Origin of the sequence: Stappia sp. (genome assembly GCF_048261845.1) — a bacterium.
Lineage (GTDB): Bacteria > Pseudomonadota > Alphaproteobacteria > Rhizobiales > Stappiaceae > Stappia.
Genome location: NZ_JBLXFR010000051.1, coordinates 1 through 12,306, shown reverse-complemented (window position 1 = coordinate 12,306; position 12,306 = coordinate 1). Strand labels below are relative to the sequence as shown.

The 12,306-nt window shown below is 67.2% G+C and carries 14 protein-coding genes and 1 riboswitch; of the genes, 5 read left to right on the top strand and 9 right to left on the bottom strand.

Translation table 11 applies throughout. The annotated features are described in order from the left end of the window. Positions 1-15: 15 nt before the first annotated feature. The 4 genes from ACN0T5_RS16970 to ACN0T5_RS16955 are packed head-to-tail and all read right to left on the bottom strand — an operon-like array spanning position 16 to position 3,459. Positions 16-1,215 carry an acyl-CoA dehydrogenase family protein gene (locus tag ACN0T5_RS16970; RefSeq protein WP_417769801.1) on the bottom strand — a complete coding sequence of 400 codons (1,200 nt, stop codon included), beginning with the start codon at positions 1,213-1,215 and terminating at the stop codon, positions 16-18. 7 nt (positions 1,216-1,222) lie between these two features. Then, positions 1,223-2,089, bottom strand: a complete 867-nt coding sequence (locus tag ACN0T5_RS16965) for an enoyl-CoA hydratase family protein (RefSeq protein ID WP_417769800.1) — start codon at positions 2,087-2,089, stop codon at positions 1,223-1,225. Continuing rightward, positions 2,082-2,681: a MarR family winged helix-turn-helix transcriptional regulator gene (locus ACN0T5_RS16960; RefSeq protein ID WP_417769799.1), complete on the bottom strand. Its 600-nt coding sequence runs from the start codon at positions 2,679-2,681 to the stop codon at positions 2,082-2,084. Before ACN0T5_RS16960 ends, ACN0T5_RS16965 begins: the two co-directional genes overlap by 8 nt. Before the next feature lie 7 nt (positions 2,682-2,688). Then, the gene (locus ACN0T5_RS16955) at positions 2,689-3,459 is read right to left on the bottom strand and encodes an SDR family NAD(P)-dependent oxidoreductase (RefSeq protein ID WP_417769798.1); all 771 of its coding nucleotides are present in this window, start codon (positions 3,457-3,459) and stop codon (positions 2,689-2,691) included. A 208-nt stretch (positions 3,460-3,667) separates the two neighbouring features. Here ACN0T5_RS16955 and ACN0T5_RS16950 point away from each other — a divergent pair, with 208 nt between their 5' ends. Beyond that, complete coding sequence (locus ACN0T5_RS16950) at positions 3,668-6,007, top strand: bifunctional salicylyl-CoA 5-hydroxylase/oxidoreductase (RefSeq protein ID WP_417769797.1); 2,340 nt, start codon at positions 3,668-3,670, stop codon at positions 6,005-6,007. A gap of 100 nt (positions 6,008-6,107) precedes the next feature. Next, positions 6,108-6,581 (top strand): DUF1203 domain-containing protein, encoded by a 474-nt coding sequence (locus tag ACN0T5_RS16945; protein WP_417769796.1) that lies wholly within the window; start codon positions 6,108-6,110, stop codon positions 6,579-6,581. Positions 6,582-6,628: 47 nt separating this feature from the next. Here the strand turns inward: ACN0T5_RS16945 and ACN0T5_RS16940 are convergent, their stop codons facing one another. After that, a complete protein-coding gene (locus ACN0T5_RS16940; protein ID WP_417769795.1) occupies positions 6,629-6,775 on the bottom strand; it encodes a hypothetical protein in 147 nt (48 codons plus the stop codon). Between the two features lie 215 nt (positions 6,776-6,990). Continuing rightward, positions 6,991-8,835: a dihydroxy-acid dehydratase gene (ilvD, locus tag ACN0T5_RS16935; RefSeq protein ID WP_417769794.1), complete on the bottom strand. Its 1,845-nt coding sequence runs from the start codon at positions 8,833-8,835 to the stop codon at positions 6,991-6,993. 174 nt (positions 8,836-9,009) lie between these two features. Continuing rightward, positions 9,010-9,229: riboswitch (cobalamin riboswitch) on the top strand. Between the two features lie 30 nt (positions 9,230-9,259). On the opposite strand from ilvD, the gene ACN0T5_RS16930 reads away from it, so the two are divergent. The 3 genes from ACN0T5_RS16930 (at position 9,260) to ACN0T5_RS16920 (ending at position 10,740) form a co-directional block, all read left to right on the top strand. Further along, positions 9,260-9,433, top strand: a complete 174-nt coding sequence (locus ACN0T5_RS16930) for a CbtB domain-containing protein (protein WP_417769793.1) — start codon at positions 9,260-9,262, stop codon at positions 9,431-9,433. Between the two features lie 2 nt (positions 9,434-9,435). Further along, positions 9,436-10,137 (top strand): CbtA family protein, encoded by a 702-nt coding sequence (locus ACN0T5_RS16925; protein WP_417769792.1) that lies wholly within the window; start codon positions 9,436-9,438, stop codon positions 10,135-10,137. Between the two features lie 81 nt (positions 10,138-10,218). Next, entirely contained in the window at positions 10,219-10,740 is a 522-nt protein-coding gene (locus tag ACN0T5_RS16920) for a hypothetical protein (protein ID WP_417769791.1), read from the top strand. Between the two features lie 13 nt (positions 10,741-10,753). Here ACN0T5_RS16920 and ACN0T5_RS16915 read toward each other — a convergent pair whose 3' ends face one another. The 3 genes from ACN0T5_RS16915 to ACN0T5_RS16905 form a co-directional block, all read right to left on the bottom strand. Continuing rightward, positions 10,754-11,107, bottom strand: coding sequence for a DUF1636 family protein (locus ACN0T5_RS16915; protein ID WP_417769790.1), 354 nt, complete (start codon positions 11,105-11,107; stop codon positions 10,754-10,756). A gap of 80 nt (positions 11,108-11,187) precedes the next feature. Next, positions 11,188-11,898 carry an ABC transporter ATP-binding protein gene (locus ACN0T5_RS16910; protein ID WP_417769789.1) on the bottom strand — a complete coding sequence of 237 codons (711 nt, stop codon included), beginning with the start codon at positions 11,896-11,898 and terminating at the stop codon, positions 11,188-11,190. Then, positions 11,895-12,306: ATP-binding cassette domain-containing protein (locus ACN0T5_RS16905; protein WP_417769788.1), on the bottom strand; the 412-nt coding region annotated here is incomplete at its 5' end. The genes ACN0T5_RS16905 and ACN0T5_RS16910, both read right to left, overlap by 4 nt.

Here is a 12,306-nt window from a genome sequence, read left to right as displayed (position 1 = left end):
CTTTTTCAGGTCTTGTCATTCAGCCGCCGCCGCGGAGGAACGGCGAGCGGCATGGTCGGAAATCGCCTGTCGGGCGATCACGATCTTCTGGATTTCGGTGGCACCCTCATAGATGCGGAGCGCGCGGACGTCGCGGTAGAGCTCTTCCACCTTCGAGCCGACGCGCACGCCGGTGCCGCCATGCAGCTGCACGGCGCGGTCGACGACCTTCTGGGCGTTCTCCGTCGCCACCATCTTGGCGAGTGCCGCCTCGCGGGTGACGCGGGGAGCGCCCATGTCCTTCGTCCAGGCGGCGCGGTAGACCAGCAGCGCGGCCGCATCGACATCGGCGACCATGTCGGCGAGCGCGCCTTGCGTCATCTGGAGGTCGGAGAGCGGGGCACCGAAGAGCTGGCGCGTGGTGGTGTGTTCCAGCGTCTCGTCGAGTGCCCGGCGGGCAAAGCCGAGCGCTGCCGCGCCCACCGTGGAGCGGAAGATGTCGAGCGTCGCCATCGCCACCTTGAAGCCCTCGCCGCCCTTGCCGAGACGGGCGGAGACAGGCACGCGCACGCCGTCGAAGGACAGTGTTGCCAACGGATGGGGGGCAACCGTGTCGATGCGTTCCTTCACCGAAAAGCCGGGAGCATCCGCATCCACCATGAAGGCCGACAGGCCCCGCGCGCCCGGCGCCTCGCCGGTTCGGGCGAAGACGACATAATGGTCGGCGATGCCGCCATTGGAGATCCAGGTCTTCTCGCCGGTGATGCGCACGTGATCCGGGCCGTCGGGCTCGGCGACGGTCGCAAGGGCCGCGACATCGGAACCGGCGGCAGGTTCAGAAAGGGCGAAGGCGGCGATCTTCTCGCCGCGCGCCACCGGCGGCAGGTAGCGGTCCTTGAGCTCGTCGGAGCCGGCAAGGGTGATCGAGCCGGTGCCCAGCCCCTGCATGGCGAAGGCGAAATCGGCCAGCCCGCCGTGCCGGGCAAGCGTCTCGCGGGCAATGCAGAGCGTGCGCACGTCGAGACGCTCGTGCAGACCGCCATGGGAGGCGGGCACCGCCGCCGTCAGGAGCCCCGCCTTGCCGAGTGCGGCAACGAGGGCCCGGCAGGATCCGTCGACATCGTGATGATCGGAAAGCGCTGCCACCTCGGCGGCGGCGAAGGCCTCGACGCGGGCCGCGAAGGCGCGATGTCCCTCGTCGAAAAACGGCCAGTCGAGAAAGCTCTTGTCGGTCATGTCCGCCTCAATTGCCCTCGAAGACCGGCTTCTGCTTGGCGGCGAAGGCCTCGAAGGCGCGCCGGTAGTCCTCGGTCTTCATGCAAACGGCCTGGGCCATGGCCTCGGCCTCGATCGCCTGGTCGACGGACATGTCCCACTCCATGTGGAGCATGCGCTTGGTGACCGAATTGGCGAAGGTCGGGCCGGCCGACAGCGTGTCGGCAAGCGCGCGGGCCTGCTCCAGCACCGCATCCGGCTCGACCAGGCGGTTGAAGAATCCCCAGCGCTCGGCCTCCTCGCCGCCCATGACGCGGCCGGTGTAAAGCAGGTCGGAGGCACGCCCCTGGCCGATGATCCTCGGCAGGATGGCGCAGGCGCCCATGTCGCAACCGGCAAGACCGACCTTGTTGAACAGGAAGGCGACCTTGGCGCCCGCCGTGCCGACCCGCAGGTCCGAGGCCATGGCGATGATGGCGCCGGCACCGACGCACACGCCGTCGATGGCGGCGACGATCGGCTGCGGACAGGCGCGCATCGCCTTGACCAGCTCGCCGGTCATGCGGGTGAACTGCATGATGCCGGGCATGTCGCGCGACAGCAGCGGCTCGATGATCTCGAAGACGTCGCCGCCGGAGCAGAAATTGCCGCCGGCGCCGGTGACGACGACGGTCTTCACCTCCTCCTCGAATTGCAGCGCGCGGAACATGTCGCGCAACTCGGCATAGGACTGGAAGGTCAGCGGGTTCTTGCGCTCGGGCCGGTTCAGCGTGACGACCGCCGTCTTGCCGTCCACCTCGAGCTTGAAGTGCACCGGACGGTAATCGCGCAAGGGCAACGTGATCGAATAGGTTTCCTGCGGCGCGGCGGCGGGAACGGATGCGGCGTCAGCCATTTGACGGGTCCTTGGGCACGGAGGGGGAGATCGCTGCGGTGTTTGCCTGCCGCTGCGCGGAGGCACGGGCGGACGCCTTGGCGCGGGCGAGCAGCACCATGAGCGCGTCGATATCGACAGGCGTCAGATCGGAAAACAGGTCGCCGACCCAGTCGCCATGGGCATGGGCCATCGCCTCGAAGCCGGCACGGCCCGCCGGCGTCAGGCTGACAAGCGCGGACCGTCGGTCGCCGGGTGCCGGGCGACGCTCGACCAGCCCGTCCTGGACAAGCCGCTCGACAAGGCCGGTCACATTGCCGGCGGACACCATCATGCGGCGGGAGAGTTCGCCCAGCGTCAGGCCGTCGGCGGCCTTCTCGAGCTGCGCCATCAGGTCGAAACGCGGCAGCGTGACGTCGAACTCGGCCCGCAAGTGCGAGCGGATCTCGCTTTCGATCAGGTTGGTCAGCGTCAGGAGGCGCAGCCACAGGCGCAGTTCGGAGCGATGATCGTCGCCGCCATGCAACCGGGTCTCGGCATCGAGCAGGATGGACGCGGTGTCCGCGCCGGCTGAAGGGCGGTCGGTTCCGCCGTTCCGGGTCTCGTCGCTCATCTCGTCCTCACATCACCTCGCCGCCGGCAACGGCGAGCGCCTGTCCCGTCACGGACCGCGCGCCCTCCCCGGCAAGCCACACGACGGCATCGGCCACTTCGTCAGGGTCGATCAAGCGCTTCTGCGGATTGTCGCGGACCATGTCGGCGACGATCTCCGCCTCCTCGCGACCGGTCTTCTCGCGGATGCGGGCGACGCTCTCGCGCACCAGGTCGGTGTCGGCAAAGCCGGGGCAGACGGCGTTGACCGTGACGCCGGTCTCGGCCGTCTCCAGCGCCAGAGCGCGTGTCAGGCCGACGACCGCATGCTTTGCCGCGACATAGGCAGAAACGTATCGGTAGCCCTTCAGACCGGCGGTGGAGGCAACGTTGACGATGCGACCGGAGCCGGCAGCGATCATGCCCGGTAGCACGGCCTGGCAGGCCGTCACGACGCTTTCCAGATTGACAGAGAGCATGCGCGAAAACTGCTCGGGAGCCGTCTTGAGGAAGGGCGCGCTCTCGGCCTGTCCGGCATTGTTGACCAGGATCGAGATCCCGCCGTGGCGCTCCTCCGCATCGCGGATCGCGGCGATGAAGCCGTCGCGGTCGGTGACGTCGGCGGCGGCAAAGCCCGCGGCCCCGATCTCGTGCGCCGTCTGTTCGGCGCGCACCGCATTGCGTCCAAGGATGGTCACCGGCGCGCCTTCGGCGATGAGCCGCCGCGCGATGGCGAGGCCGATGCCGCGCGTGCCGCCCGTAACCAGAGCGTGACGGCCGTGAAACGGACCTTGTGTCACCTTGCCTCTCCCTGATGGCCAGAACGGCGTTGCGTCCCGAATTATTTTAAGCTTAAAATATCTGCGAGAGGGACGCAAGCGCATCCATCGCGTGCCCCGGGCGAACGCGCCCCATGAGGAAGCAGCGCCGATCCGGCAGGGACCGCGACACGCAGCTGCCGCATCGCGGACGCCCCGCCACAGCGACACGACAGGGAAGGAACAGGTCATGCGTATCGAGGTGATCGGCGGCGGCCCGGCGGGCCTGTATTTCGCCATCCTGATGAAGAAGGCCCAGCCAGACGCGCAAATCACGGTGCATGAGCGCAACCGCGCCGACGACACGTTCGGCTTCGGCGTGGTCTTTTCCGACCAGACGCTTGAGACCTTCGAAAAATACGACCCGGAAAGCTACAAGGCGATCACCGAGAACTTCGCCTATTGGGACGACATCGCGATCCACTACAAGGATGCGAGCTTCCGCATCGGCGGCAACGGCTTTTGCGGCTGCTCGCGGCGCACATTGCTGCTGCTGCTGCAGGAGCGCGCCCGCCAGCTCGGTGTCGAGATGCATTTCGAGGCGGAGATCGGCGGCCTGGAGCAATTCGCGGGTGCCGACCTGATCGTCGCTGCCGACGGCATCAACTCCGCCATCCGCGAGGCGCATCGCGACCATTTCCAGCCGTCGGTCGACCTGCGGCCGAACAAGTTCACATGGATGGGCTCGTCCAAGCCGCTCGATGCCTTCACCTTCTATTTCAAGGAAACCGAGCACGGCATCTTCATCGCCCACACCTACCAGTACGAGCCGGGCCGCTCGACCTGGGTGCTGGAGACCGATCCGGAGACCTTCGAGAAAGCCGGCATCGCGGCCATGTCGGAGCAGGAATCCGCCGACTACATGGAGCGGATCTTCGCCGACGAGCTGGACGGCCACAAGCTGATGATCAACCGGTCGATGTGGCGCAACTTCCCGATGATCCGCAACGCCCGCACGACAATGGGCAACGTGGTTCTGCTCGGCGATGCCAAGTCGACGGCGCACTTTTCCATCGGCTCGGGCACCAAGCTCGCCATGGAAGATGCCATCGCGCTCTACGAGAGCGTGCGGCGCACGACCAGCATCACCGCCGCGCTTGCCGACTTCGAGGAGACGCGCCGCGAGGAGGTGGAGAAGACCCAGCACGCGGCCGACGTGTCGCTCGTGTGGTTCGAGCACGTCAAGCGCTACTGGCACATGGATCCGGTGACCTTCGCGTTCGGGGTGATGACCCGCTCCAAGGCGATCACCTATGACAATCTGGAGCTGCGCGCGCCGGAATTCGTGGCGGACGCAACCCGCGCCTTCGCCCAGAAGGTCCGCGCCTCGGGTCTCGACGTCGACGTGGAGAACCCGGTCGTTCCGGCCTTCCAGCCCTTCCGGCTGCGCGACATGCAGCTCGCCAACCGCTTCGTCGTCTCGCCGATGTGCATGTATTCGGCGGTCGAGGGAATGCCGCAGGACTTCCACCTGGTCCACTACGGATCGCGCGCCATGGGCGGAGCCGGCCTCGTCTTCACCGAGATGACCTGCGTCTCGCCGACGGCACGCATCACGCCCGGCTGCACCGGGCTCTGGAACGACGACCAGCAGGCCGCGTGGACACGGATCGTCGACTTCGTCCACACCCAGTCGGAGGCAAGGATCTGCCTGCAGCTCGGCCATGCGGGTCGCAAGGGCGCCTCGAAGCTGATGTGGGAGGGCATGGACCGACCGCTGCCGGAAGAGGACGCCTGGCCGATCCTTTCCGCCTCCGCCCTGCCCTATTATCCCGAAAGCCAGGCGCCGAAGGCGATGGACCGGGCCGACATGGACGCGGTCAAGGCCGATTTCGTTGCAAGCGTCGAACGGGCAATCGCCTGCGGCTTCGACATGATCGAGCTGCACTGCGCCCATGGCTACCTGCTGGCCAGCTTCCTGTCGCCGGTCACCAATGTCCGTGACGACGAATATGGCGGCTCGATCGAAAACCGCCTGCGCTATCCGCTGGAAGTGTTCGCGGCAATGCGCGCGGCCTGGCCGGAGGACAAGCCGATGTCGGTGCGTGTCTCGGCGACCGACTGGATCGCCGGCGGCATCACCGGCGACGACAGCGTCGTCATCGCCCGCGCCTTCGCAGACGCCGGCGCGGACCTCATCGATGTCTCCACCGGACAGACGAGCCCGGAAAGCGCGCCGGTCTACGGCCGCATGTTCCAGACCTCCTTCGCCGACCAGATCCGCAACGAGGCGGGCACTGCTACAATGGCGGTGGGCGCGATCACCTCGGCCGACCAGGCCAACACGATCCTTGCTGCCGGCCGGGCGGACCTGGTCGCGCTCGGACGGCCGCACCTGGCCGATCCGGCCTTCACCTTGCGGGCCGCGGGCGATTATGGCGCCGGCGAGATCTTCGCGCCGAAGCAGTACCAGCCGGGCAAGTTCCAGCTCCTGCGCAACGCCGAGCGTACCCGCGAGGAACTGAAGGAACTGAAGCTGAAGGCCAAGCCGAAGACGCATAACCCGGCCTTGCGCGAGGCTGCCGAGTAAAACGGAAAGTCCAATGGCGGGCGGCTCGCAAATCGGGTCGCCCGCCCCTTTCGGGCGCGGCTATCTGTCTGGTGCAATCATCACCAGCCGGAGACAGACCATGACCGCGCTTCGTTTTCTTGCACTCGATACCGAAACAGCCCGCCGCTATCAGGCCGGAGGCCTCGATGCCAATGGCCAGACACCGGAACGGCAGATTTCCGGTGGCGGCGGTGTTCCCTGCCGGCACTGCCTGCGGCAGATCCCGGAAGGCATGCCCTTTCTCATTCTCGCCCATCGTCCGTTCCCGCAAGCCCAGCCCTATGCGGAAGTCGGCCCGATCTTCCTGTGCGCCGACCCGTGCGAGCGGCATCCGGAAAGCGCGCGTCTGCCGGACATGTTCGCCGACATGGACAGCCTGATCGTGCGGGGCTACGGCCATGACGAGCGGATCGTCTACGGCACGGGCGGCGTGGTCGAGGCCCCGGCGATCGAGGCGCGCGCCAGGGAGTTGCTCGAGCGCGAGGACATTGCCTTCGTGCATCTGCGCTCGGCCCGCAACAATTGCTATCAGGGCCGCGTCGAGCGGGCTTGAGAGGGCAGCCAGGCGGCCGGGCGCTCTTCCCCTGCCTCCCTGCCGGTCTAGTTCGTCTCGACGGAGATGCCCTGTTCACCGATCTGGATATCGATGCCGGTGCTGCGCTGCTGGTCCTGATAGACCTTGTAGCCCAGCACGCCCGCCACGACGGCAAGGACAGCGATAATCGCGTAGAGACCGTTTCGCTTCACCGGAATTCCTTTCGACAGTCATTTGCGCAAGGCTGAAGGCTCCAGAGCCTGCCGGCCGGGCGCGTTGGCCGGCGAACGTAGTCCCGTTCCCTGCGAAAGGCAAAGGCGATCCGTACCGAGGAAAGCCGCGAGCGTGAGAGGGGGCAAGCCCCGGCATCAAACGAAAACGGGCGGCCAAAGGCCGCCCGAATGCCTTGCAGATGCCTGTCCGGCCGTCAGTCGACGCGGCGCACCGCGCCTTCGGCGGCAGACGTCGTCAACAGCGCATAGGCCTTGAGCGCCGTCGTGATCTTGCGGGTCCGCTTTTCCAGCGGCTTCCAGGCGCCCTCGCCCTTTGCTTCCATCGCGGCGCGGCGCGCGGCCATCTCCTCGTCGGACACGACAAGATGAATGGTGCGGCCCGGGATGTCGATCTCGAGCGTGTCGCCTTCCTGGGCAAGACCGATCTCGCCGCCCTCCGCCGCTTCCGGCGAGACATGGCCGATGGAAAGTCCCGACGTGCCGCCGGAGAAGCGCCCGTCCGTGACCAGCGCGCAGGCCTTGCCCAGCCCCTTCGACTTCAGGTAGCTGGTCGGATAGAGCATTTCCTGCATGCCCGGTCCGCCGCGCGGGCCTTCGTAGCGGATCAGCACCACGTCGCCGGCGACGACCTTGCCCGTCAGGATGGCGCTGACCGCGCTGTCCTGGCTTTCGAAGATGCGCACCCGGCCGGTGAACTTCAGGATCGATTCGTCGACGCCGGCGGTCTTCACGATGCAGCCGTCGCGCGCGATGTTGCCGTAGAGCACGGCCAGGCCGCCATCCTGGGAAAAGGCGCTTTCCTTCGTCCGGATGACGCCCTTCTCGCGGTCGGCATCGACGCTGTCATAGCGGCAATCCTGCGAGAACGCGGTCTGTGTCGGAATGCCGGCGGGACCTGCACGGTAGAAATCGTGGACGCTGGCGCTGGTCGTGCGCTTGATGTCCCAGCGCGCGAGCGCATCGGCCATGCTCGGCGAATGCACCATCGGCAGGGAGGCGTCGATGAGCCCGGCGCGGTCGAGCTCGCCGAGAATGCCCATGATGCCGCCGGCACGGTGGACATCCTCCATGTGCACGTCCGGCACCGACGGGGCGACCTTGCAGAGCACCGGCACCTTGCGCGACAGCTTGTCGATGTCGGCCATGGTGAAGTCGATCTCGCCCTCGCGCGCGGCCGCCAGAAGGTGCAGCACGGTGTTGGTCGAACCGCCCATGGCGATATCGAGCGCCATCGCGTTGTGGAACGCGGCGCGGTTGGCGATCGCGCGCGGCAGCACGCTTGCGTCGTCCTGCTCGTAGTGGCGGCGGGCGACGTCGACGATCAGGTGACCGGCCTCGATGAAGAGGCGCTTGCGGTCGGCATGGGTGGCGAGCGTCGAGCCGTTGCCCGGCAGCGACAGGCCGAGCGCCTCGGTCAGGCAGTTCATCGAGTTGGCGGTGAACATGCCCGAGCAGGAGCCGCAGGTCGGACAGGCGGACCGCTCGATCGCCTGGACGTCCTCTTCCGACATCTTGTCGTCGGCGGCCGCGACCATCGCGTCGACGAGGTCGAGGGCGCGCTCGGTGCCGTCGGCGAGCTTCACCTTGCCCGCTTCCATCGGCCCGCCCGAGACGAAGACCGCCGGAATGTTGAGGCGCATGGCGGCCATCAGCATGCCGGGCGTGATCTTGTCGCAATTGGAGATGCAGACCATGGCATCGGCGCAATGCGCGTTGACCATGTATTCGACACTGTCGGCGATGATCTCGCGGGACGGCAGCGAATACAGCATGCCGTCATGGCCCATGGCGATGCCGTCATCGACCGCGATGGTGTTGAACTCCTTGGCGACGCCGCCGGCCGCCTCGATCTCGCGGGCGACAAGCTGGCCAAGGTCCTTCAGGTGCACATGACCCGGCACGAACTGGGTGAAGGAATTCACCACCGCGATGATCGGCTTGCCGAAATCGCCGTCCTTCATGCCGGTGGCGCGCCAAAGGCCGCGCGCGCCCGCCATGTTGCGTCCGTGGGTGGTGGTTCTGGAGCGGTAAGTCGGCATGCTCGCCTCGATCAGTTCGTATGACAATTATCCGGAGCATGGGGTACGGGATCGCACGCTCTGAAGCAAGGAAATTGCTTAGCACCGCCCCTGACCGCCATCTTGCGGCGGTCGCCGCTGCGGAAGTTCCGAAGGGCCGGCGGCGCGCTGTCCTTGACAGCCCCTCCCGAACGGTAGACCTTCTGGCGTGATGGTTCCAGCCGCGCCGGCGGCAGGCTGGATGAAAAGGGAACACGGTGAGGTGTAGCCAACAGGCGCCGAGTCCGTGACTGCCCCCGCAACTGTAGGCGGAGAGCGATCTCGACGATATCCACTGGGCCATGCCGGCCCGGGAAGGTGTCGGAACCGCGACGACCCGCAAGTCAGGAGACCTGCCATCACATCTCTCAGCCAACCGTCGGGAGAGACGGTCAAGGAGTGAAACATGACGACAGGAACACAGATCGCGGCCAGGTCCACCCCGGCTCTCGCCCTTCCGGCGCTCGCTGCCCTGGTGCTCGGCTTTGCCATCATCTTCGTCGCGGGCCACGTACAGGCCGGAGCGCTGCATGACGCCGCGCATGACGTGCGCCACGCCACCGGCTTCCCCTGCCACTGATCATGCTGACACGCATTGTCACCAGCGCCTTGTTCGCTGGCGCTGCGGCGGGGCTTATCGCGGCCCTGCTGCAGCTTTACTTCGTCCAGCCCGTGCTGCTCCATGCCGAACTCTACGAGGGCGGCGACCTGGTTCATTTCGGGACTGAATCCACGGTTTCGGCCATCCAGAATGTCGGCGGCATCGACGCTGTGCGTGACGGGCTCAGCATCTTCTTCACGATGCTGGTCTATTGCGGCTACGCCTTGATGCTGGTCGCGCTGATGTCGCTTGCCGAGGCACGCGGCGCCGTCATCTCGGCCCGCACCGGGATCATCTGGGGCATTGCCGGCTTTATCGCCGTCCATCTTGCACCGGGCTTCACGCTCGCGCCGGAAGTTCCAGGCGTGGCGGCGGCCGATGTCCACGAGCGGCAGGTCTGGTGGTTCGCCACCGTCGCCGCCACCGGCATCGCGCTCTGGCTGATCGCCTTCGTGCGGAACTGGGCGTCCTACGCGGTGGCAGCCATCCTGCTGCTGGCACCACACGTGATCGGCGCGCCGGAACCGGAGGTCTTCACCGGGCCGGTCCCGACCGAACTCGGCGCCCTGTTCGCCGCGCGCGCGTTCGGCGTCGGCATGGCCGCCTGGGCGCTGGTCGGGTGCTTCGCCGGCCATTTCTGGTCGAGCCAGGCGGCAACGCAAGGCGTGCCCCGCGCAGCCTGAGACGGGCAAGCCACATTCGACGGCGGGGCGCCGCGGCACCTGCGGCGCCCGCTTCCCGGCAGATCCAATCGAACGGCAGCCATGGACCGCTCCATTCCCATGCTCCTTCTCGGCCTGTTTTTCGGCGCCGGGATCGGCTTCACGCTCGCGGCGACGAATGACGTCGCCATCGAGGGCCACGACCATTCCAATCCCGCGCATCACGGCGGTACCCCGCAAGGCGGAGCGCATGCGGCAATGTCCGGCGGGCACGGCATGCACGGCCATGGCGAGATGCTGTCCCTGGCCGCCGGCCCGGATGCCCCCGCGCTCGACATCACGGTCACACCGGACCCCGCGTCAGGCTGGAACCTGCGGATCGAGGCGCGCAACTTCCGCTTCGCACCCGAACATGCCAGCGGGCCCCATGTCGACGGGGAAGGCCACGCCCATGTCCATGTCAACGGCGAGAAGGTTGCCCGCCATTACGGCGAGTGGTTCCACATCGCTGCATTGCCGAAGGGCGAGAACACGGTCGAGGTGAGCCTGAACGCCAACGACCACCGCGCACTTGCCATCGACGGCAAGCCGCTGCGGGCCGCGCAAAAGGTGACGGTCGAATAGACGAGCGCTGCCGTCAGCCGCCCGGCAGGGCCGGGATCCGGCCCTTCAGGCACAGACGCAGCCGCCCGCAGGGGCGCGCATCGACGATCCAGCCGTCAGGAGCTGCAAGATAGGCCCGGCAGGTGCCGACAATGTCGGCGACATCCTCCAGCGGCGAGACACCGGAAAACAGGTAACTGGCCCGCCCCTCGCCCTGCAGGGCAAGTGCCACCGGCTCGGCGCAGGCGCCCATGCACTCGACGGGCGCGAGCGCGACCAGATCGCCCGACCCGTCCCGGTCCAGGGCCTCGCGCAGGCTCGACAGAAACCGCAGGGCACTCTCGCCGCCAGACTCGGGATCGCAGGTCGCACAGACCACGATGCGCATTGTGTCCCTCGCGCTCGACGGCATGAGCCCTCCCTGATCGCATGCCTCTGCAAGCCGACCAAGGTCGGCCACAGCCGGTCTCAAACGCTCAGATAGCGTTCCCGGATCGAGGCGTCGGCCTTCAGCTCCGCGCTGGTGCCGGTCCAGGCGACCTGCCCTTTTTCCACCACCACGTGATGATCGGCAAGCGCCTCAAGCGCATCGACATTCTTGTCGACGACGAGGATCGACTGCCCCTCGCCTTTCAGCCGGTCCAGGCAGGACCAGATCTCGGCGCGGATCAGCGGGGCGAGCCCCTCCGTCGCCTCGTCGAGGATGACGAGCTTGGGATTGGTCATCAACGCCCGGCCGATGGCGAGCATCTGCTGCTCCCCGCCGGAAAGCTGGTTGCCCATGTTGCTCCGCCGCTCCTTCAAACGGGGAAAGAACCCGTAGACCCGCTCGAGCGACCAACCGGGCACGGCGGCATGACGGTTGGCCGAGGTGGCGACGAGGTTTTCCTCCACGGAGAGCGTCGGGAAAACCTGCCGCCCCTCCGGAACGAGGCCGATGCCGGCCTGGGCGATCCGGTAGGCGGGCTTGCCGGTCATGTCCTCGCCGTCGAAACGGATGCGGCCGGCGGAAGCGGCCATCATCCCCATCAGCGTGCGGATGGTGGTGGTCTTGCCCATGCCGTTGCGGCCCATCAGCGTGACGACCTCGCCCGCCCCCACGGAAAGGGTCATGCCGAACAGGACCTGGGCCGCGCCGTAGGAGGCCTCCAGCCCCTCGATCTCCAGCAATGCACTCATGCCGCGGCCTCCTCGCCCAGATAGGCCTCGCGCACCCGCGCGCTGGAGCGGATCTCCTCGGGCGTGCCGGTGGCGACGATCTGGCCGTAGACCAGCACGGAGATGCGGTCGGCGAGCGCGAAGACCGCGCTCATGTCGTGTTCGACGAGCAGCATGGCATAGCGCCCCTTCATCGCCTGCAGCACCTCGACCAGCCGGTCGGTCTCCTCGCGTCCCGTGCCGGCCATCGGCTCGTCGAGGAGCAGGAGCTTGGGCTTGCAGGCAATGGCGATGGCAAGCTCCAGCGCCCGTTTCTCGCCGTGCGAGAGGGTGCCGGCGGGAATGTCGGCGCGCTCCGAAAGGCCGAGCTCGGCAAGGCACTGGCCGGCGCGCTCGTTGAGATCGCGGTCGCGGGAGACATTGCGCAGG

Bases quoted from the DNA above. Each gene is read 5' to 3' on its own strand.
- ACN0T5_RS16925 (WP_417769792.1), top strand. From the start codon at position 9,436: ATGCTGACACGCATTGTCACCAGCGCCTTGTTCGCTGGCGCTGCGGCG.
- ACN0T5_RS16970 (WP_417769801.1), bottom strand. From the start codon at position 1,215: ATGACCGACAAGAGCTTTCTCGACTGGCCGTTTTTCGACGAGGGACAT.
- ACN0T5_RS16920 (WP_417769791.1), top strand. From the start codon at position 10,219: ATGGACCGCTCCATTCCCATGCTCCTTCTCGGCCTGTTTTTCGGCGCC.
- ACN0T5_RS16945 (WP_417769796.1), top strand. From the start codon at position 6,108: ATGACCGCGCTTCGTTTTCTTGCACTCGATACCGAAACAGCCCGCCGC.
- ACN0T5_RS16965 (WP_417769800.1), bottom strand. From the start codon at position 2,089: ATGGCTGACGCCGCATCCGTTCCCGCCGCCGCGCCGCAGGAAACCTAT.
- ACN0T5_RS16930 (WP_417769793.1), top strand. From the start codon at position 9,260: ATGACGACAGGAACACAGATCGCGGCCAGGTCCACCCCGGCTCTCGCC.
- ilvD (WP_417769794.1), bottom strand. From the start codon at position 8,835: ATGCCGACTTACCGCTCCAGAACCACCACCCACGGACGCAACATGGCG.
- ACN0T5_RS16960 (WP_417769799.1), bottom strand. From the start codon at position 2,681: ATGAGCGACGAGACCCGGAACGGCGGAACCGACCGCCCTTCAGCCGGC.
- ACN0T5_RS16950 (WP_417769797.1), top strand. From the start codon at position 3,668: ATGCGTATCGAGGTGATCGGCGGCGGCCCGGCGGGCCTGTATTTCGCC.
- ACN0T5_RS16915 (WP_417769790.1), bottom strand. From the start codon at position 11,107: ATGCGCATCGTGGTCTGTGCGACCTGCGATCCCGAGTCTGGCGGCGAG.
- ACN0T5_RS16910 (WP_417769789.1), bottom strand. From the start codon at position 11,898: ATGAGTGCATTGCTGGAGATCGAGGGGCTGGAGGCCTCCTACGGCGCG.